The organism is Nocardioides taihuensis (genome assembly GCF_042657275.1).
Taxonomy (GTDB): Bacteria; Actinomycetota; Actinomycetes; order Propionibacteriales; family Nocardioidaceae; genus Nocardioides; species Nocardioides taihuensis.
On record NZ_JBHSKD010000003.1, the window covers coordinates 18,965 to 36,153 of the forward strand.

A 17,189-nucleotide genomic window follows, 5' to 3' on the forward strand; every position below is an offset into this window, starting at 1 on the left:
CGGGCGCGCCGGGATCGTAAGGTGGCCCCCGTGACGACACTCGACGACGCCCAGGCGGGCATGGACCACGACATCCGCCCCCAGGACGACCTCTTCGGTCACGTCAACGGCCGGTGGCTGGCCGAGACCGAGATCCCCTCCGACCGCTCGAGCTGGGGCCCCTTCGTCCAGCTCGCCGACGTCGCCGAGGCGCAGGTGCGCGCGATCATCGAGGGCCTCGCGGCAGCCGACCCCGCGGACCTCGACGACGACCAGCGCAAGATCCACGACCTCTACGCCTCGTTCATGGACGAGGAGGCGATCAACCGCCTCGGCCTGCGCCCGGTGCGGCCGCTGCTCGACGCCACCGAGGCGCTGCGCGACGTGCGCGACCTCGCGGCGTTCCTCGGCGAGTTCGAGCGGATCGGCGGCCACGGCCTGTTCGGCTCCTACGTCAACACCGACGACCGCAACTCCGACCGCTACCTCTTCCACGTCGTGCAGGGCGGGCTCGGCCTGCCCGACGAGTCCTACTACCGCGACGACAAGTTCGCCGAGGTGCGGGAGAAGTACGTCGGCTACCTCACCGATCTGCTCGGTCTCGCCGAGCATCCCGACCCGGCGGGGGCGGCGCGGACGGTCCTGGCCATCGACACCCGGCTGGCGCAGGGCCACTGGGAGCGCGCGGAGACCCGCGACGTCCAGAAGACCTACAACCTGATGACCGGCGACGAGCTCCGCGAGCTGTGCCCGGCCTTCGACTGGGACGCGTGGGTCACCAACCTCAGCGGCCCGCACGTCGACACCGACTCGGTGCTGGCCGAGGTCTGCGTGCGCCAGCCGTCGTACCTCGCCCACCTCTCGACCGTGCTGGAGGAGGTGCCGATCGAGGACTGGCGGCAGTGGCTGCAGAGCCACGTGCTGCGCGCCGCGGCGGCGTACCTCACCGACGACTTCGTGGAGGTCAACTTCGACTTCTACGGACGCACCCTCAACGGCACTCCCGAGCTGCGGGCCCGCTGGAAGCGGGGCGTCAGCCTCGTCGAGGGGGCGATCGGCGAGGCCGTGGGCCGCGAGTACGTCGCGCGGCACTTCCCGCCGGAGTCCAAGGCGCAGATGGACGAGCTGGTCGCGAACCTGCTCGAGGCCTACCGCCGCTCGATCGCGGACCTCGACTGGATGACCGAGGAGACCAAGCAGCGGGCCTACGAGAAGCTGGCCACCTTCCGCCCCAAGATCGGCTACCCCGACACCTTCCGCGACTACTCCGAGCTCGTCGTCACCCCCGGCGACCTGCTCGGCAACGTCGCGGCCGCCTCCGCCTTCGAGACCGACCGCCAGCTGCGCAAGATCGGCTCGCCGGTCGACCGCGACGAGTGGTTCATGCTGCCGCAGACCGTCAACGCCTACTACAACCCCGGCACCAACGAGATCTGCTTCCCGGCCGGCATCCTGCAGCGGCCGTTCTTCAGCCCCGACGCGCACCCGGCGGAGAACTACGGGGGCATCGGGGCGGTCATCGGTCACGAGATCGGGCACGGGTTCGACGACCAGGGCGCGCAGTACGACGCGAAGGGCAACCTCGAGGACTGGTGGACGCCCGACGACAAGGCGGCCTTCGAGGTCAAGTCCAAGGCGCTGGTCGAGCAGTACGACGGCTTCGAGCCGCGCACGCTGCCCGGCGAGCACGTCAACGGCCAGCTGACCGTGGGCGAGAACATCGGCGACCTCGGCGGCCTCACCATCGGCCACAAGGCGTACGTGATCTCCCGCGGCGGCCAGGCCGACGACGACGCCCGTCGCCGCCTGTTCCTCAACTGGGCCTACTGCTGGCGCACCAAGCGGCGCAAGGAGCAGGAGCTGCAGTTCCTCACCATCGACCCGCACAGCCCCGCGGAGTTCCGCGCGAACATCGTGCGCAACCTCGACGAGTTCCACGAGGTGTTCGGCACCCGTGAGGGCGACGGCCTCTGGCTCGACCCCGCGGAGCGCGTGCGGATCTGGTGAGGTCCGGAGCGCTCAGCCGAGCTTGGCGCAGATGACCTGGGTCTGCAGGGTGTCGTCGCCCGGCAGCGGGTCGGAGTAGAAGCTCGCGCCGGTGAGCGCCTCGGCGTAGGCGACCTGCACGGCGGCGTTGGACGTGCCCCAGAAGGCGCTCGCCGAGAGCAGGTACCTGCCGTGGGGGCAGTTGAGCGTCTCGTGCACGGGGTCGCCCGCGGCGACAGGGGTCGAGCCGGTCCGGATGCCGACCTGGGTGACCCCCTTCAGCGCGGCGACGGTGCCCGGGGTGAGGTCGCGGGTCAGGAGTGAGTGGTTCCCGATGTCGGTGGTGGTGACCGTGCCGTCCTTGATGTCGGCACCGGTGATCATCCCGCCGGCGACCGCGCCGCCGGTGAAGCTGAGCGCCAGCGCGCCGGCGGCCACGAGCAGGAGTGGTGCGGAGCGGAGATGTCGGGTGTTCATGTCTCGATCCTCCGCCGCGCCGAGCGCGGCCACGACCATGTCCAGCCCGGCCTTGGCTGGTGTGTAATCATGATTACATGATTACTGATGAGCAGCAGGAGCGGGTGCAGGGCTGGTTCGCCGGCCGCCTCCCGCAGGAGTGGCAGGTGGCCCCGCCGCGGGTCACGGTGGACCGCGAGGAGATCACGGTCGTGCTGACGGTGCCGGACGTCGAGCTGCCGGGCGAGGGCGACGCGCCCAGTGCGGCCGCGCTCGACGAGGCGCGGGCCGGCCGGGCCTCGGCGTTCCGCGAGGAGACGCGCGACCAGCGGATGGCCATCGCCCGCGAGGCCGAGCACCGCTTCGAGCGCAAGGTCTCGTGGGGCCTCGTCGTCGGGGAGCGCGAGGTGCTCTGGACCCACGTGTCGGCGCCGGTGATGACCCGCCTGCGCCAGCCGCAGCGGCGGGTGCTCGACACGCTGGTCGACGCCGGCGTGGCGCGGTCGCGCGCGGACGCGTTGGCCTGGTGCGTGCGGCTGGTCGGGCAGCACGAGGGCGACTGGCTCGCCGAGCTGCGCGACGCCATGGGCCGCGTGGCCGAGGTGCGCGAGCAGGGCCCGGCCGCCTGAGCGACCGGGCGCCGCTCGCGGTCGCCCCGGCCGGGCGCTGCAGACGACGCGGGTCGGGCCTCAGCCGACCGGCTTGACCGGCGTCCGGCCGAGCACCTTCGCTCGCAGCGCCCCCGGACCGGCCTTGGCGCAGGCCACGATCAGTGTGAGGCTGTCGTCACCGCCGCTCCAGCGGTTGGTGCCGAGGATCGCGGCTGTGTCCGCGTCGACCTGGTAGACCTGCGGCGCCCGGTCGTCGTTGAGCCAGTAGCCGCTGGCCCCGAGCAGCACCCGCCCCTGCGGGCAGGTGACCCCGAACCCGTCCTGGTCGCCGTTGGCCACGAGGTCGCCGGTGACCTTCTTGACCTTGTAGCCGGTCACGGTCCCGAGCCGGGCGGTCGTCTTCTTCCCGAGGTCGATCGGCTGCACCGAGTGGTTCTGCAGGTCGGCGGACCGCACGGTCCCGTCCTTGATGTCGGCGCTGGTGACCAGCCGCCCGGCCACCGCGCCGCCGGCCGAGCCGACCAGCAGGCAGGCGACCGCGATGCCGAGGACCGGCAGCGCCCGCTTCGTCGTGTCCATGACACGACCGTAGGTGCTCGTGGGGTCGTGCGTCGGGGGCCGCGCCGCGGCGGGACGGTACGCCGGGCCTGTGGATGCCGGCGCGGGACCGTCGGCCACGGGTGGTAGACAGGCCGGACATGGACACCGAGACCACGACAGCCGCCGACGTGCGCGCCCGCGCCGAGGCGCAGCTGCGGGCGCTCGTGGGCCGCGACGACGCCGTGCTGCGCGACGACCAGTGGACGGCGATCGAGGCCCTCGCCGTCGACCGGCGGCGCGCCCTGGTCGTGCAGCGCACCGGGTGGGGCAAGTCGGCGGTCTACTTCGTGGCCACGGCGCTGCTGCGCGCCGAGGGGGCGGGCCCGACCGTCATCGTCTCGCCGCTGCTGGCCCTGATGCGCAACCAGATCGCCGCCGCCGAGCGCGCCGGCATCCGCGCGGTCACCATCAACTCCACCAACATCGAGCAGTGGGAACCGATCAACGACGCGATCCGGGGCGGGGAGGTCGACGTCCTCCTGGTCAGCCCCGAGCGGCTCAACAACCCCGGCTTCCGCGACGAGGTGCTGCCCCGCCTCGCGGCCACCTGCGGCCTGCTCGTGGTCGACGAGGCGCACTGCATCTCCGACTGGGGCCACGACTTCCGACCCGACTACCGCCGGATCCGCACCCTGCTCGAGGACCTCCCCGAGGGCATCCCGGTGCTCGCGACCACGGCCACCGCGAACGCCCGCGTCACCGCCGACGTCGCCGAGCAGCTCGACCCCGACGGACACCAGCGCGTCCTCGTCCTCAGGGGCTCGCTCGACCGCGAGTCGCTGCGCCTGGGCGTGGTCCGCCTGCGCACCCCCCAGCAACGGCTCGCCTGGCTGGCCGACCACCTCGCCGAGCAGCCGGGATCGGGCATCGTCTACTGCCTGACCGTCGCCGCGACCCAGGAGGTCGCCGACTACCTGCGCAGCCGCGGCCACGCCGTCGCGGCGTACTCCGGCCAGACCGAGGCCACCGAGCGGCTCGCGCTCGAGGAGGACCTCCTCGCCGGGCGGGTCAAGGCGCTCGTCGCGACCAGCGCGCTCGGCATGGGCTTCGACGCGACCCTCGGCTTCGTGGTCAACCTCGGCGCGCCGTCGTCCCCCGTGGCCTACTACCAGCAGGTCGGCCGCGCCGGCCGCGGCACCGACGACGCCACCGTCGTGCTGCTGCCGGCCGTCGAGGACCGCGACATCTGGCACTACTTCGCCTCGCTCGCTTTCCCCCGCGAGGAGCTGGTGCGCCAGACGCTGGCGGCCCTGTCCGAGGCCGGCACGCCGTTGAGCACGGCCGCGCTCGAGACCCGCGTCGAGCTCAACCGCACCCGGCTCGAGACCATGCTCAAGGTGCTCGACGTCGACGGGGCCGTCCGCCGGGTCCGCGGCGGCTGGGAGGCCACCGGGCAGCCGTGGGCCTACGACGAGGAGCGCTACCGCCGCGTCGCGGAGGCCCGTGAGCGCGAGCAGCAGGCGATGCTCGACTACCTCGGCACCGACCGGTGCCGGATGTGGTTCCTGCGCGACCAGCTCGACGACCCGGAGGCCGCCGAGTGCGGCCGCTGCGACAACTGCGGCGGGCTCACCCTGTCCGCGACGGTGTCGACGACGGCCCTCGACGAGGCGGAGGCGCGGCTCTCCCGACCTGGCGTGGCCCTCGAGCCCCGCAAGATGTGGCCCACCGCGCTGACCACGCTGGGCATCGGGCTCAAGGGGAAGATCGCGCCACCGGCGGGCGAGGGCCGTGCGATCGCGCGCCTGACCGACCTCGGCCACGGCCAAGCCCTGCGCGCGCTGCTCCGTCCCGACGCCGCGGACGGCCCGGTGCCCGAGGCGCTGGCCCGGGCGATGGTGACCGTGCTCGACGACTGGCGCCCCCGGGTCGACGCGATCGTGGTCGCCGAGTCCGCCACCCGGCCGGTCCTCGTGACCGACCTCGCCGGCGGGCTGTCCCGCTACCTGCAGGCCCCGGTCGTGGGCCGGTGGGCGATCGTGGACCCGACCGTGGCCCCGAGTCAGGGGGCTGCGAACTCCGCGCAGCGGGTGGCCGCCGTCGGCCGTCGACACCGGCTGCTCCTCGACCCCGACACCGAGGCGTCGGGGGGTGTGCAGGGCCGCGACGTGCTGCTCGTCGACGACCAGGTCGTCACCGGGTGGTCGCTCACGCTCGCAGCGCGCGCGCTGCACGAGGCGGGCGCGGCGTCCGTCGTCCCGGTGACCCTGGCCGTCGGCGGCTGACCGGCCCGGTCAACTGCCGGTCAGCCACCGATCAGGGCCGCTCAGGGAGCGGCCTGGAGCCGCCCGTCGGGGCCGCGCACGAGCAGCCCGTCGGCCGCGGCGAAGGCGAGCGCGCTGTCGAAGCGTCCCGCCTCCCAGTACGCCGCGCCGACGAGCCGCGCGAGCTCCTCGGGGTGCTGCGGGCCGTTGTCCTCGACGGCGCGGACCAGCTGGCCCATCTCGTGGAACACCTGGCGGTCACGCCTGCCTTCGGTGCTCGCCTTCGGTGGGGGCATCGGCATGGGAAGGTCCTCCTCTGCTGCGGGGGTGGGGTCGGGGTCAGCGGGTGGGGCGGGCGCGGGTCGCAGTCTCCGAGCCGACCTCGGCCTCGGCGCGCGGCGTACCGGAGCCGGCGTCGTCGTGGTCGGAGTCCTCGGCGGTCAGCGGCCGGGCGATGCTCTCCAGCGAGCGGCCCTCGGCCTTGACGCCGAGGAACGCGGCCACGATGCCGCCGGCGATCATCAGGAACGCGCCGATGTAGTAGCCGAGTGCGATCGCGGAGATGCCCTCGCCGCCCTTGGTGGCGTCGTCGATCAGCTTGCCGAACAGCAGCGGACCGGCGATGCCGCCCGCCGCGGTGCCGATCGCGTAGAAGAACGCGATGCAGAGCGCCCGGGTCTCCATCGGGAACACCTCACTGGCCGTGAGGTACGCCGCGCTGGCGCCCGCCGAGGCCAGGAAGAAGATGATGCAGCCCATCAGCGTCAGCGTGACGGCGGTGTAGGAGTCGAGCGTCAGGCCGGTGATGCCGAGCAGGAGGCCCGACCCGCAGTAGGTGATCGTGAGCATCTTGACGCGCCCGATGCTGTCGAACATGGGGCCGAGGATGAGCGCACCGAGGAAGTTGCTCACCGCGAAGACCGCGATGTAGTAGCCCACCTGTCCGACGCCCATGAAGGTCGTGAGCGTGTCGCCGTAGGTGAAGAAGAAGGCGTTGTAGAGGAACGCCTGCCCGACGAAGAGCGAGAAGCACAGCACCGTGCGGCGCGGGTAGAGCGTGAACACGGTCTTGGCGATCAGCGGGATGCTGATCGTCTTGCGCTGCCGGATGGTGATGCTCTCCGAGACCGACGGGAGGCGCTTGCCGGTCTCGTCGCTGACGGTCTTCTCGATGTCGCGGACGATGGCCTCGCCCTCGTCCTCACGCCCGTGGATGAAGAGCCAGCGCGGGCTCTCCGGCACGTTGCGGCGGACCAGCAGGATGCCGACGGCGAGGATCGCGCCGAGGCCGAAGGCCAGCCGCCAGCCCCACGCCTGGTCGATGACGGTGGGGTCGAGCAGCGGGATGGTGAGGAGCGCGCCGCCTGCGGCGCCCACCCAGAAGGAGCCGTTGATCGAGACGTCGACGCGGCCGCGGTACTTGGCCGGGATCAGCTCGTCGATCGCGGAGTTGATCGCGGCGTACTCGCCACCGATGCCGGCGCCGGTGAAGAACCGGGCGATGAAGTACCACGTCGGGTTCATCGAGAACGCCGTCAGGACGGTGGCCGTCGTGTACACGGCGAGGGTGATCAGGAACAGCTTCTTGCGGCCGAACCGGTCGGTCAGCTGCCCGAAGAACAACGCGCCGATGCAGGCGCCGGCGACGTAGACCGCGCCGGCCACGCCGATGTCGTAGCTGCTGAGGCCCAGACCCGTCTTCGGGTCCGCCAGGGCGTCGGACATCGAGCCCACGATGGTGACCTCGAGGCCGTCCAGGATCCAGACGGTGCCGAGGCCGATGACGACCAGCCAGTGCCACCGCGACCAGGGCAGCCGGTCGAGCCGCGCCGGGATGTCGGTGGTGATGCGACCGGTCTCCACGCCTTTGGACATGGTCGCGCTCCTCTCAGGTTCTCGCCGATCAGGCGACACGGGTCCTGCGGGACGCACCCGACAGGGTGCTCGGGTGCTGCGGCACCGTCGGTCCGGGACCGTGTGACCAGCGCCACTCCCGCGAGTACCCGGCGCGCGACGCGACAAACCGCCCGCGTTGGTCCGGCGTTCAGCAGCGGGGTGGGGGCGGGAGAGGTCAGTCCTCGACGGCCTCGGCGACGAGCAGGGCCGCGAGCTCGCGCAGCTTGACGTTCTGCTGCTGGCTGGCGGTCGACAACGCCGCGAACGCCTCGTCGGGGCTGTAGCCGTGGCGCCACATGAGGATGCCCTTGGCCTGGTCGATGACCGAGCGTGAGGTGAGGGCGGCGCGCAGGTTGCCGATCATGTCGTTGAGCTCGCGGGTCTGGTTGACGTGGCGGAAGACCTGCCCGACCGCGAAGGCCGCGAGCTCGGCGACGGCGACGTCGATCTGGCCGAAGGCGCCCGCCTTGCTGGAGTAGGCGTTGATCACCCCGGCCGTGCCCCCCTCGCCGGCCACCGGCAGCGCCAGCACGCTGATCACGTCGGCATCGCGGCTGAGGTCGGTGAGGATCGGCCACCGCACGTCGGTGCGCAGGTCGGGGGTGTGCACCATCGACCCGGTCTCCCAGGCGGACTGGCACGGACCCTCCTCGGCCTGCATCTGCAGGCCGTCGAGCTTCTGCGCCTCCTGGTCGGTCGAGTCGATGACCCGCGGGTTGGCCGGCTCGCCGACCGTGACGCTGAGGTGGTCGGCCGCGGGGATCACGTCCGCCAGGATGCGGGCGAGGCCTGCGGTCGCCTCCGCCTCGTTGGTGGCTTCCTCGAGCCGGCTCAGCTCGCCGAAGACCTCGGCCACCCGGAGGTTGCCGCTCGGGTCGCCCGGGTCCGTCGCGGGCGGGTCGGTCGGGTGGACCGCCAGGCCGGGGTGGACGAGCAGGTTGCTGACGGCCAGCGCGCGCTCGACGATCGCGGGCACGCGGATCAGTCGGACGGTCTCGCCGTGCCCGTCCGCGGCGTCGGCCAGGGTGCGCAGGACGTCGATCGCCTCCGGCGAGGCGTAGGTGACGGCCCGCAGGTCGATGGTGTGCATGGCGGCGGCGAGCGCGGCCTCGAGCACCGCGCGCACGCGGTCGGCGTTGCTGGCCTCCAGCTCGCCCTCGAGGCACAGGATGCCGCCCCGGGCGCGCGCCGCCCACAGCTCGTCGTGGGTGCGCTCGAAGTGCACCGCGGCCAGGCGTGCGGGCAGGTCGTCGCGCACGGCCGTGGTCGCCTCGAGGGGGTAGCAGCACAGCACGGTGGTGCCGGGCTCGCCGGCGAGCTCGTGGAGGCCGCGCTCGAGGGCGAGCAGCTCGTCGGGGTCCTGGACGACCTCGAGCCGTGCCCCGGAGTCGGAGCTGATCGTGACCCCGGCGTACCCCGCGTCGTGGGCCTCGTGCACGCGCGCGCGCCAGCGCTCCAGGACCCGCTCGTGCCGGCCACCCGTGGCCTCGTGCTCGCCCCCGACCCCGATGAGCTCGAGGCGCCCGGTCTCGGCGATCCGCTCGGGCAGCCAGCTGGTCAGCCGCGTGAGCGCCTCCTGGTCGGTGCCGACGTGCAGGTGCAACACCTTGTCGCCCCGCGCCACCGCCTCGGCCACCAGCGCCTCGAGCCGGCGCACGGCGGACGTGCTCGCGTCGTGCAGCAGGAGCGAGTGCGGGGGTTGGTGGTGGATCTCGGGAGCCATCGCTGCTGACGGTACCCACTCGGAGGCGGGGCCTCACCGTCGGCGCGGTCCTTTCGTGGGCCACCGCTTCCACGCGTAGTGCCTGTGCGCTACTGTCTGGACCAGTGCACGTGTGTGCCCTTGCTGCAAACCTCGGCAGGCTGCTCACAACTCCGCAGGAGTGATGATGAGCCCGACCGTCCATGCCGCGCCGCCCGGCACCGAGCCCGCGCTGACCCGCCGCCAACGCAGCGAGCGAACAGCTGAGGCCCTTCAGGCGGCCCACGACGCAGCACCCGAGCACCGCCAGGACTGGCTCGACTACGCCGTCCGCATCAACATGGGTGTCGCGCGCAGCGTCGCCAGCCGCTACCAGCACCGCGGCATCGACGAGGACGACCTGCTCCAGGTCGCCTACCTGGCCCTGACCCGGGCCGCCCGCGACTTCGACACCGAGCGGCACAAGGACTTCCTCTCCTACGCCGTCCCGACCATCCGGGGCGAGCTGAAGAAGCACTTCCGCGACCACGGCTGGACGGTGCGCCCGCCCCGCCGGGTGCAGGAGACGCAGGCCCGGATCGCCGCCGGCGAGGCCGAGCTGGTCCAGGGGCTGGGCCGGTCGCCGACGCCGTCGGAGCTGGCCGAGCACCTCGGGGCCGACCTCGACGACGTGATCGAGGCGCTCGGGGCCGACGGGTGCTTCACGCCGACCTCGCTCGACCGCCCGGTCACCCGCACCGACGACGCGTCGGCCGGCACCCTGGGCGACCTCATCGGTGAGGTCGACTCCGACCAGCCGGCGGCCGAGGCGCGGGTCGCGCTGGCGCCCGTCGTACGTCGGCTCAAGGAGCGCGACCGCCGGATCCTCTTCCTGAGGTTCTTCGAGGACTGCACCCAGCAGGAGATCGCCGAGGAGATCGGTGTGACCCAGATGCAGGTCTCGCGGCTGATCGCGCGGATCATGCGCGACCTGCGTCGCGAGCTGGGCGACGACGGCGCCGCGGACGTCACCGACCGGGCGAGCTGACCCCGGTCAGGCCAGGGCCCCGTCGACGGCGCCGACCAGGCGCTCGTCGTCGGGCTCGACGCCGCAGTGGAAGCGAGCGAGCACCGTGCCGTCGGCGCCGAGGAGGAACTTCTCGAAGTTCCACTCGACGTCGCCGGTGCGGCCGCGCTCGTCGGGCACCGTGACCAGCGGGCGGAAGAGCTCGTGCCGGTCGTCGCCGTTGACGTCGACCTTCTCGGTCATCGGGAAGGTGACGCCGTACGTCGCCGAGCAGAACTCGGCGATCTCCTCGGGCGAGCCGGGCTCCTGGCCGCCGAACTGGTTGCAGGGCACGCCGACCACGGTGAAGCCACGGTCGGCGTAGGTCTCGTGCAGCCGCTCGAGGCCGGCGTACTGCGGGGTCAGCCCGCACCTGCTCGCCACGTTCACCAGCAGCGTCACGTTGTCGCCGGTGATCTCACCGAGGGTGGCGGGCGTCCCGTCCAGGCGGGCGATGCGCACGTCGTGGAGGCTCATGGGCAGCACGCTACGGGTGCGGCTCAAGACCCGGGCCGAGGGCCCGCAGCGCCATCTCGCGGAGCAGCCCGGCGAGCTCGTCGTCCGGCAGCAGGCCGCTGTGGGGAGTCGAGTTGATCAGCCCGAAGGCGACGTGGGCCATCGCCCGGGCGCGCTCGAGGCCGAGCGGCGGGTCGTCGTACAGCCCCCGGACCTGGGCGGCCCAGAGGTCGACGTACTCCCGCTGGAGCGAGCGCACGCGCTCGCGCGCGTCGTCGGGCAGCGACTCCCAGTCGCGGTCCTGGACGACGATCAGCGGCCGGTGGGTGACCGCGAAGTCCACGTGCCACTCGACCAGTGCCACCAGTGCGGCCCGGGCGTCCGGGGCGGCCGCCACCCGCTCGCGCCCGACGCGGAGCAGCTCCTCGCTGATCGAGACCAGCATCTCGGCGAGCACGGCGTCCTTGCTCGGGAAGTGCTTGTAGAGCGCCGGCCCCGAGATCCCGCACGCCGCGCCCAGGTCGGCCACCGACACCCCGTGGAACCCCCGCGCGGCGAACAGCTCCGCCGCCGTCGCCAGGATCTGCTCCCGCCGCGTCCCCACCTCCGTCGCCACCCCCGCAGGTTAACCGTCACTAACCCGCCGGACGCCGAGGTGGGAGAAATGGCGACGCGAGGTGGGAGAAATGGCGATCCCCCGTCGCCATTTCTCCCACCTCGGCGGTGGACGGGGTGGTTAACGAACGCTAACCTCGGGTCGTGGGCGTGAGCGAGGTGGGCACGGGGCAGGACCTCCGCGGGCTGGTGGCCGAGCTGCGCGAGCGGCTGGCCGTGGCGCGCCGCGGGGGCAGCGAGGCCGCGCGGGCCAGGCACACCGGACGCGGCAAGCTGCTGGTGCGCGACCGGGTCGACCGGCTGCTCGACCCGGGGAGCCCCTTCCTCGAGCTGAGCCCCCTCGCCGCGACCGGGATGTACGGCGCGCCCGGCGGCCCCGACGCGGTGCCCTCGGCCGGCATCGTGACCGGCATCGGCCGGGTCAGCGGCCGCGAGGTCGTGGTCGTCGCCAACGACGCGACGGTCAAGGGCGGCACCTACTACCCGATGACGGTCAAGAAGCACCTGCGCGCCCAGCAGGTCGCCTCCGACAACCACCTGCCGTGCGTCTACCTCGTTGACAGCGGCGGGGCGTTCCTGCCGATGCAGGACGAGGTCTTCCCCGACCGCGAGCACTTCGGCCGGATCTTCTTCAACCAGGCCAACCTCTCCGCGCGCGGCATCCCGCAGATCGCGAGCGTGATGGGCTCGTGCACGGCCGGCGGCGCCTACGTGCCCGCGATGTCCGACGAGAGCGTGATCGTGCGCGAGCAGGGCACGATCTTCCTCGGCGGCCCGCCGCTGGTGAAGGCCGCGACCGGCGAGGTCGTCACGGCCGAGGAGCTCGGCGGCGGCGACGTGCACGCGCGCACGTCGGGCGTGGTCGACCACCTCGCGGACGACGACGCCCACGCGCTCGCCATCGTGCGGAGCATCGTCGACACGCTGCCGGTCCCGCCGACGCAGGCCGTCGGCGACGTCGAGGAGCCGCTCGAGGACCCCGAGAGCCTCTACGACGTCGTCCCCGCCGATACCCGCACGCCGTACGACGTGCGCGAGGTGATCCGCCGGATCGTCGACGGCAGCCGGTTCCACGAGTTCAAGCACCTGTACGGCGAAACGCTGGTCTGCGCGTTCGCGAAGATCTGGGGCCGCCAGGTCGGCATCGTCGCCAACAACGGCATCCTCTTCAGCGAGTCCGCGCTCAAGGGCGCGCACTTCATCGAGCTGTGCAACCAGCGCGGCATCCCGCTGGTCTTCCTGCAGAACATCACCGGCTTCATGGTCGGCCGCGAGTACGAGAACCGCGGCATCGCCCGCGACGGCGCCAAGCTGGTGACCGCGGTGGCGTGCAGCGTGGTCCCGAAGTTCACCGTCGTCATCGGCGGCTCCTTCGGCGCCGGCAACTACGGCATGTGCGGCCGCGCCTACGACCCGCGCTTCCTGTGGATGTGGCCCAACGCGCGGATCTCGGTGATGGGCGGCGAGCAGGCCGCCAACGTCCTGGCGACCGTGGCCGGGCGCGAGGACGACGACGAGTTCAAGGCGCCGATCCGCGAGCAGTACGAGACCCAGGGCTCGCCCTACTACGCCACCGCCCGGCTCTGGGACGACGGCATCATCGACCCCGCCGACACCCGCCGGGTGCTGGGCATGGGGCTGGCCGCGGCTGCGCACGCCCCGGTCCCGGCGCCCAGCTACGGCATCTTCAGGATGTAGCGATGAAGACCCTCCTGGTCGCCAACCGCGGCGAGATCGCGCTCCGCGTCTTCCGCACCGCCCACCGCCTCGGCCTCACCACGGTCGCGATCCACACCGACCTCGACGCCGACGCGCCGCACGTGCGCGCGGCCGACCGCACGGTGCGCGTGCCGAGCTACCTCGACGTCGACGCGGTCGTCGCCGCGGCCCGCGAGGCGGGCGCCGACGCCGTGCACCCGGGCTACGGCTTCCTCTCCGAGCGCGCGGTCTTCGCCGAGGCCCTCGCGACCGCCGGCATCACGCTGGTCGGGCCGAGCGCCGCGGTCATGGAGCAGATGGGCCGCAAGGACGCCGCCCGCGAGCTCGCCGTGGCCGCCGGGGTGCCCGTCGTGCCCGTCGGTAACTCGACCGCCGGCGTGGGCTTCCCGGTGCTCGTCAAGGCGGCGGCCGGCGGCGGCGGCAAGGGCATGCGCGTCGTCCGCTCGCCCGACGAGATGGACGAGGCGGTGGCCGCCGCGAAGCGCGAGGCGCTGAGCGCCTTCGGCGACGACACCATGCTCGTCGAGAAGTACGTCGAGCGCGGCCGACACATCGAGGTGCAGGTGATCGGCGACCACCACGGCACCGTGCTCCACCTCCACGAGCGCGACTGCTCGACCCAGCGCCGCCACCAGAAGGTGCTCGAGGAGGCGCCCGCACCCACGCTCACCGACGAGCAGCGCGCGGCGATCACCACCGCGGCCGTCGACCTCGCGCGCCACGTCGGCTACACCAACGCGGGCACCGTGGAGTTCCTGCTCGACGACGACACCGGCGAGTTCTACTTCCTCGAGATGAACACCCGGCTCCAGGTCGAGCACCCCGTCACCGAGGCCGTGACCGGGCTCGACCTCGTCGAGCTCCAGCTCCGCGTCGCCGCCGGGGAGCCGCTCGGCGTCGCCCAGCACGACGTACGGCGCGACGGCCACGCCGTCGAGGCCCGGGTGTACGCCGAGGACAGCTTCGGCGGCTTCCTGCCGCAGGCGGGCACCGCGAGCATCGTGCGCTGGCCGGCCGGCGAGGGCGTCCGCGTCGACCACGCCCTGGAGCCCGGGCAGACCGTCTCCACGGCGTACGACCCCATGCTCGGCAAGGTGATCGCGCACGGCCCCGACCGCGAGACCGCTCGCCGCGCACTGGTCGAGGCTCTCGACTCCACCGCGATCCTCGGGCTGACCACCAACGCGGGCTTCCTGCGCGCGCTGGTCGACTCCGACGAGTTCCGCGACGCGACCATCGACACCGCCTGGCTCGACCACCACGAGCTCCCCGCGCCCGACGCCGACCTGCCGCGTGCGCTGGGCGCCTGGATCGCCGCGCTGCTCGCCTCGCTCGACATCGGCCACCCGTTCCAGGCCGACGGCTTCCGTCTCGGCGGTCCGCCGGCCGCGACGCTGGTCGAGCTCGACCGCGAGGTGTGGGTCGACCGCAACGCCGGCACCGTCGACGGCGTCCCGCTGCGCGAGCTCGGCGCCGCCGACCACGTGCTCGAGGCGGTCGTCGACGGCACCCACGTCCGGGCGGTGGTCAACGCACAGCCGGGGTTCGTCGAGGTCTGCCTGCACGGGCAGCTCCACCGGTTCACCCGACCCGACCGGCTCGCCGAGGCGGCCGGCACCGGCGACGGCATCCTGACCGCGCCCATGCCCGGCACCGTCCTCGACGTCCGCGTCGCCGAGGGCGACCGCGTCGAGGAGGGCGTGGTGCTCGGCACCCTCGAGGCGATGAAGATGGAGCTCAGCCTCAAGGCGCCCTTCGCCGGCACCGTCACCGGGGTCGGCGCCGCTGTCGGCGACCAGGTGGCGCTGGGTGCCACGCTGTTCACCGTGCAGCCCCACGAGGACCCCGCCTGATGCGCGCCCCCGCCACCGTCCCCGACCCGAGCCTGCCGGCGCGGGTCACGGTCTACGAGGTCGGCCCGCGCGACGGGCTGCAGAACGAGCAGGCGCTCGTGCCGACCGCGGTCAAGGCCGAGCTCTGCCGCCGGCTGCTCGACGCCGGGCTTCCGGTCGTCGAGGCCACCAGCTTCGTCCACCCGCGGTGGGTGCCGCAGCTCGCCGACGCCGCCGACCTGCTCACGATGCTGACCGACCAGATCGGCGACCGTGCCCGCGAGCTGCCCGTGCTCGTGCCCAACGAGCGCGGCCTCGACCGGGCGCTCGAGCTCGGCTGCCGCCACGTCGCGATCTTCGGCTCGGCCACCGAGACGTTCGCGCAGCGCAACCTCAACCGCAGCCTCGACGAGCAGTTCGCGATGTTCGAGCCGACCGTGCGCCGCGCCCGCGACGCCGGCCTCGACGTGCGGGCCTACGTCTCGATGTGCTTCGGTGACCCCTGGGAGGGCGAGGTCCCGATCGACCAGGTCGTCGACGTCGGGCGACGGCTCTTCGACCTCGGCGCCAGCCAGCTCAGCCTCGGCGACACCATCGGCGTCGGCACCGCGGGCCACGTGACCGCCCTGCTCGGCGCCTTCACCGCTGCGGGCCTCGGCGTCGACCACCTCGCGATGCACTTCCATGACACCTACGGCCAGGCGCTCGCCAACACCTACGCCGCGCTGCGCGCCGGCGTCACGACGTACGACGCGAGCGCGGGCGGTCTCGGCGGCTGCCCGTACGCGCACAGCGCGACCGGCAACCTCGCGACCGAGGACCTCGTGTGGATGCTCCACGGCCTCGGGATCGAGACCGGCGTGGACCTCGACGCGGTCGTGGCGACCAGCACCTGGCTCGCGGGCGAGCTGGGGCGGCCCAGCCCGTCGGCGGTGGTCCGTGCCCTGGGCGGGACGGTCGAGGGGGGTACGGCAGAATCGCCCGCATGAGCCGCCGCGTCTACCTGCACGTCGGGGCCCCCAAGACCGGTACCACCTACCTCCAGGACCGGCTCACCCTCAACGCCGACACCCTCGCCGGGCACGGGGTGCACTTCCCCACCCGCTCGCCACTGGTGAGCCCCGCGCTCTTCCAGTTCCGCGCCGCGCTCGACCTGCTCGGGCGCGAGTGGGGCGCGGCCGCGGGCGACACCACGGGCAGCTGGGAGGCGCTCGTCAAGCGCGTGCGCCGCCGCACCGGCACGGTCGTGATCAGCCACGAGATCCTCGCGCCCGCGCGCCCCGAGCAGGTGGCCCGCGCGATGGACGACCTCGCCGGCGCCGAGCTCCACGTCGTCTACACCGCCCGCGACTACTCCCGCGTGCTGCCCGCCGCCTGGCAGGAGAGCATCAAGCAGGGACGCCGCTGGCCCTACTCGAAGTTCCTCCGCAAGTCGCGCCGCGGCAAGACCTGGTTCTCCCGCGCCTTCGACCTGCCGTCGGTGCTCGGCACCTGGGGCGCCGGCCTGCCGCCCGAGCGGGTGCACGTCGTCACGGTGCCGAAGAGCCGCGACGCCACCCCCGGCGGCACCGACCCGCTGTGGGGCCGCTTCTGCTCGGTCGTCGGCATCGACCCCGCGTGGGCGCCGCACGAGAGCACCCGCACCAACCAGTCGCTCGGCGTCGCCGAGAGCCAGGTGATCCGCCAGCTCAACAGCCGCCTCGACCGCGGCACCGACCACCAGGCCGAGTACGACGTGCTGATCCGGCAGCTGCTGGCCCAGGAGCGACTGGTGGAGAAGCCGTCCCCGCCCGTGCGGCTGCCCCCGCGCGCGTACGGCTGGGTGACCGAGGCCGCGGAGCGCTGGCTGGAGTACCTCGAGCAGAGCGGCGTCGACGTCGTCGGCGACCCCGAGGACCTGCGCCCGCCCCCGGTGGACCCCGGGGCGGAGTGGGACGACCCCGACAAGGTGGCCGCCCGCAAGCGGCTGCGCGTCGCCCTCGACGCCCTGGCCACGATGACGCAGGAGGCCGCCGACCGGCCCGACCCGGACCGGCAGCTGAGCAGGCGGATCAAGCAGCGCGCCGCGCGGCTGCGCGGGTCGTGAGC

General features: G+C 73.1%; 15 protein-coding genes. 8 read left to right on the forward strand and 7 right to left on the reverse strand.

The annotated features are described in order from the left end of the window. Window positions 1-30: 30 nt before the first annotated feature. On the forward strand, window positions 31-1,986 hold the full coding sequence (locus ACFPGP_RS02530; RefSeq protein ID WP_378586455.1) for a M13 family metallopeptidase: 1,956 nt from the start codon (window positions 31-33) through the stop codon (window positions 1,984-1,986). 12 nt (window positions 1,987-1,998) lie between these two features. Here the strand turns inward: ACFPGP_RS02530 and ACFPGP_RS02535 are convergent, their stop codons facing one another. Continuing rightward, complete coding sequence (locus ACFPGP_RS02535; RefSeq protein WP_378586458.1) at window positions 1,999-2,442, reverse strand: hypothetical protein; 444 nt, start codon at window positions 2,440-2,442, stop codon at window positions 1,999-2,001. 77 nt (window positions 2,443-2,519) lie between these two features. Between ACFPGP_RS02535 and ACFPGP_RS02540 the strand changes: the two genes are divergently transcribed. Further along, window positions 2,520-3,050, forward strand: a complete 531-nt coding sequence (locus ACFPGP_RS02540; RefSeq protein WP_378586461.1) for a hypothetical protein — start codon at window positions 2,520-2,522, stop codon at window positions 3,048-3,050. A gap of 60 nt (window positions 3,051-3,110) precedes the next feature. On the opposite strand, the gene ACFPGP_RS02545 is transcribed toward ACFPGP_RS02540, so the two are convergent. Beyond that, complete coding sequence (locus tag ACFPGP_RS02545; RefSeq protein WP_378586464.1) at window positions 3,111-3,611, reverse strand: hypothetical protein; 501 nt, start codon at window positions 3,609-3,611, stop codon at window positions 3,111-3,113. Between the two features lie 119 nt (window positions 3,612-3,730). On the opposite strand from ACFPGP_RS02545, the gene ACFPGP_RS02550 reads away from it, so the two are divergent. Further along, window positions 3,731-5,857: a DEAD/DEAH box helicase gene (locus tag ACFPGP_RS02550; RefSeq protein ID WP_378586467.1), complete on the forward strand. Its 2,127-nt coding sequence runs from the start codon at window positions 3,731-3,733 to the stop codon at window positions 5,855-5,857. A 41-nt stretch (window positions 5,858-5,898) separates the two neighbouring features. Here the strand turns inward: ACFPGP_RS02550 and ACFPGP_RS02555 are convergent, their stop codons facing one another. From ACFPGP_RS02555 to ACFPGP_RS02565, 3 genes are all read right to left on the reverse strand, one after another. Then, window positions 5,899-6,138 (reverse strand): hypothetical protein, encoded by a 240-nt coding sequence (locus ACFPGP_RS02555; RefSeq protein WP_378586470.1) that lies wholly within the window; start codon window positions 6,136-6,138, stop codon window positions 5,899-5,901. Window positions 6,139-6,175: 37 nt separating this feature from the next. Next, window positions 6,176-7,711 (reverse strand): MFS transporter, encoded by a 1,536-nt coding sequence (locus ACFPGP_RS02560; protein ID WP_378586473.1) that lies wholly within the window; start codon window positions 7,709-7,711, stop codon window positions 6,176-6,178. A 196-nt stretch (window positions 7,712-7,907) separates the two neighbouring features. Then, window positions 7,908-9,455 carry an ANTAR domain-containing protein gene (locus ACFPGP_RS02565; protein WP_378586475.1) on the reverse strand — a complete coding sequence of 516 codons (1,548 nt, stop codon included), beginning with the start codon at window positions 9,453-9,455 and terminating at the stop codon, window positions 7,908-7,910. A gap of 166 nt (window positions 9,456-9,621) precedes the next feature. On the opposite strand from ACFPGP_RS02565, the gene ACFPGP_RS02570 reads away from it, so the two are divergent. Continuing rightward, window positions 9,622-10,461 (forward strand): sigma-70 family RNA polymerase sigma factor, encoded by an 840-nt coding sequence (locus ACFPGP_RS02570; protein ID WP_378586477.1) that lies wholly within the window; start codon window positions 9,622-9,624, stop codon window positions 10,459-10,461. 6 nt (window positions 10,462-10,467) lie between these two features. Here ACFPGP_RS02570 and ACFPGP_RS02575 read toward each other — a convergent pair whose 3' ends face one another. Beyond that, window positions 10,468-10,956, reverse strand: a complete 489-nt coding sequence (locus ACFPGP_RS02575) for a glutathione peroxidase (RefSeq protein WP_378586480.1) — start codon at window positions 10,954-10,956, stop codon at window positions 10,468-10,470. Window positions 10,957-10,966: 10 nt separating this feature from the next. Then, window positions 10,967-11,551, reverse strand: a complete 585-nt coding sequence (locus ACFPGP_RS02580; RefSeq protein ID WP_378586482.1) for a TetR/AcrR family transcriptional regulator — start codon at window positions 11,549-11,551, stop codon at window positions 10,967-10,969. Window positions 11,552-11,694: 143 nt separating this feature from the next. On the opposite strand from ACFPGP_RS02580, the gene ACFPGP_RS02585 reads away from it, so the two are divergent. Genes ACFPGP_RS02585 through ACFPGP_RS02600 form a run of 4 tightly spaced genes read left to right on the forward strand, consistent with a single transcriptional unit; the run spans window position 11,695 to window position 17,187 of the window. Next, window positions 11,695-13,248, forward strand: a complete 1,554-nt coding sequence (locus ACFPGP_RS02585) for a carboxyl transferase domain-containing protein (protein WP_378586484.1) — start codon at window positions 11,695-11,697, stop codon at window positions 13,246-13,248. Between the two features lie 2 nt (window positions 13,249-13,250). Further along, window positions 13,251-15,122 carry an acetyl/propionyl/methylcrotonyl-CoA carboxylase subunit alpha gene (locus tag ACFPGP_RS02590; protein WP_378586485.1) on the forward strand — a complete coding sequence of 624 codons (1,872 nt, stop codon included), beginning with the start codon at window positions 13,251-13,253 and terminating at the stop codon, window positions 15,120-15,122. Continuing rightward, a complete protein-coding gene (locus ACFPGP_RS02595) occupies window positions 15,122-16,090 on the forward strand; it encodes a hydroxymethylglutaryl-CoA lyase (protein WP_378586487.1) in 969 nt (322 codons plus the stop codon). Before ACFPGP_RS02590 ends, ACFPGP_RS02595 begins: the two co-directional genes overlap by 1 nt. Continuing rightward, window positions 16,087-17,187: a hypothetical protein gene (locus tag ACFPGP_RS02600; protein WP_378586489.1), complete on the forward strand. Its 1,101-nt coding sequence runs from the start codon at window positions 16,087-16,089 to the stop codon at window positions 17,185-17,187. Before ACFPGP_RS02595 ends, ACFPGP_RS02600 begins: the two co-directional genes overlap by 4 nt. The last annotated feature ends 2 nt before the right edge of the window (window positions 17,188-17,189 follow it).

Excerpts from the sequence above, each read along its gene's own strand:
- ACFPGP_RS02535 (WP_378586458.1), bottom strand. The coding sequence starts at position 2,442 with ATGAACACCCGACATCTCCGCTCCGCACCACTCCTGCTCGTGGCCGCC.
- ACFPGP_RS02540 (WP_378586461.1), top strand. The coding sequence starts at position 2,520 with ATGATTACTGATGAGCAGCAGGAGCGGGTGCAGGGCTGGTTCGCCGGC.
- ACFPGP_RS02545 (WP_378586464.1), bottom strand. The coding sequence starts at position 3,611 with ATGGACACGACGAAGCGGGCGCTGCCGGTCCTCGGCATCGCGGTCGCC.
- ACFPGP_RS02550 (WP_378586467.1), top strand. The coding sequence starts at position 3,731 with ATGGACACCGAGACCACGACAGCCGCCGACGTGCGCGCCCGCGCCGAG.
- ACFPGP_RS02555 (WP_378586470.1), bottom strand. The coding sequence starts at position 6,138 with ATGCCGATGCCCCCACCGAAGGCGAGCACCGAAGGCAGGCGTGACCGC.
- ACFPGP_RS02560 (WP_378586473.1), bottom strand. The coding sequence starts at position 7,711 with ATGTCCAAAGGCGTGGAGACCGGTCGCATCACCACCGACATCCCGGCG.
- ACFPGP_RS02565 (WP_378586475.1), bottom strand. The coding sequence starts at position 9,455 with ATGGCTCCCGAGATCCACCACCAACCCCCGCACTCGCTCCTGCTGCAC.
- ACFPGP_RS02570 (WP_378586477.1), top strand. The coding sequence starts at position 9,622 with ATGAGCCCGACCGTCCATGCCGCGCCGCCCGGCACCGAGCCCGCGCTG.
- ACFPGP_RS02575 (WP_378586480.1), bottom strand. The coding sequence starts at position 10,956 with ATGAGCCTCCACGACGTGCGCATCGCCCGCCTGGACGGGACGCCCGCC.
- ACFPGP_RS02590 (WP_378586485.1), top strand. The coding sequence starts at position 13,251 with ATGAAGACCCTCCTGGTCGCCAACCGCGGCGAGATCGCGCTCCGCGTC.
- ACFPGP_RS02595 (WP_378586487.1), top strand. The coding sequence starts at position 15,122 with ATGCGCGCCCCCGCCACCGTCCCCGACCCGAGCCTGCCGGCGCGGGTC.
- ACFPGP_RS02600 (WP_378586489.1), top strand. The coding sequence starts at position 16,087 with ATGAGCCGCCGCGTCTACCTGCACGTCGGGGCCCCCAAGACCGGTACC.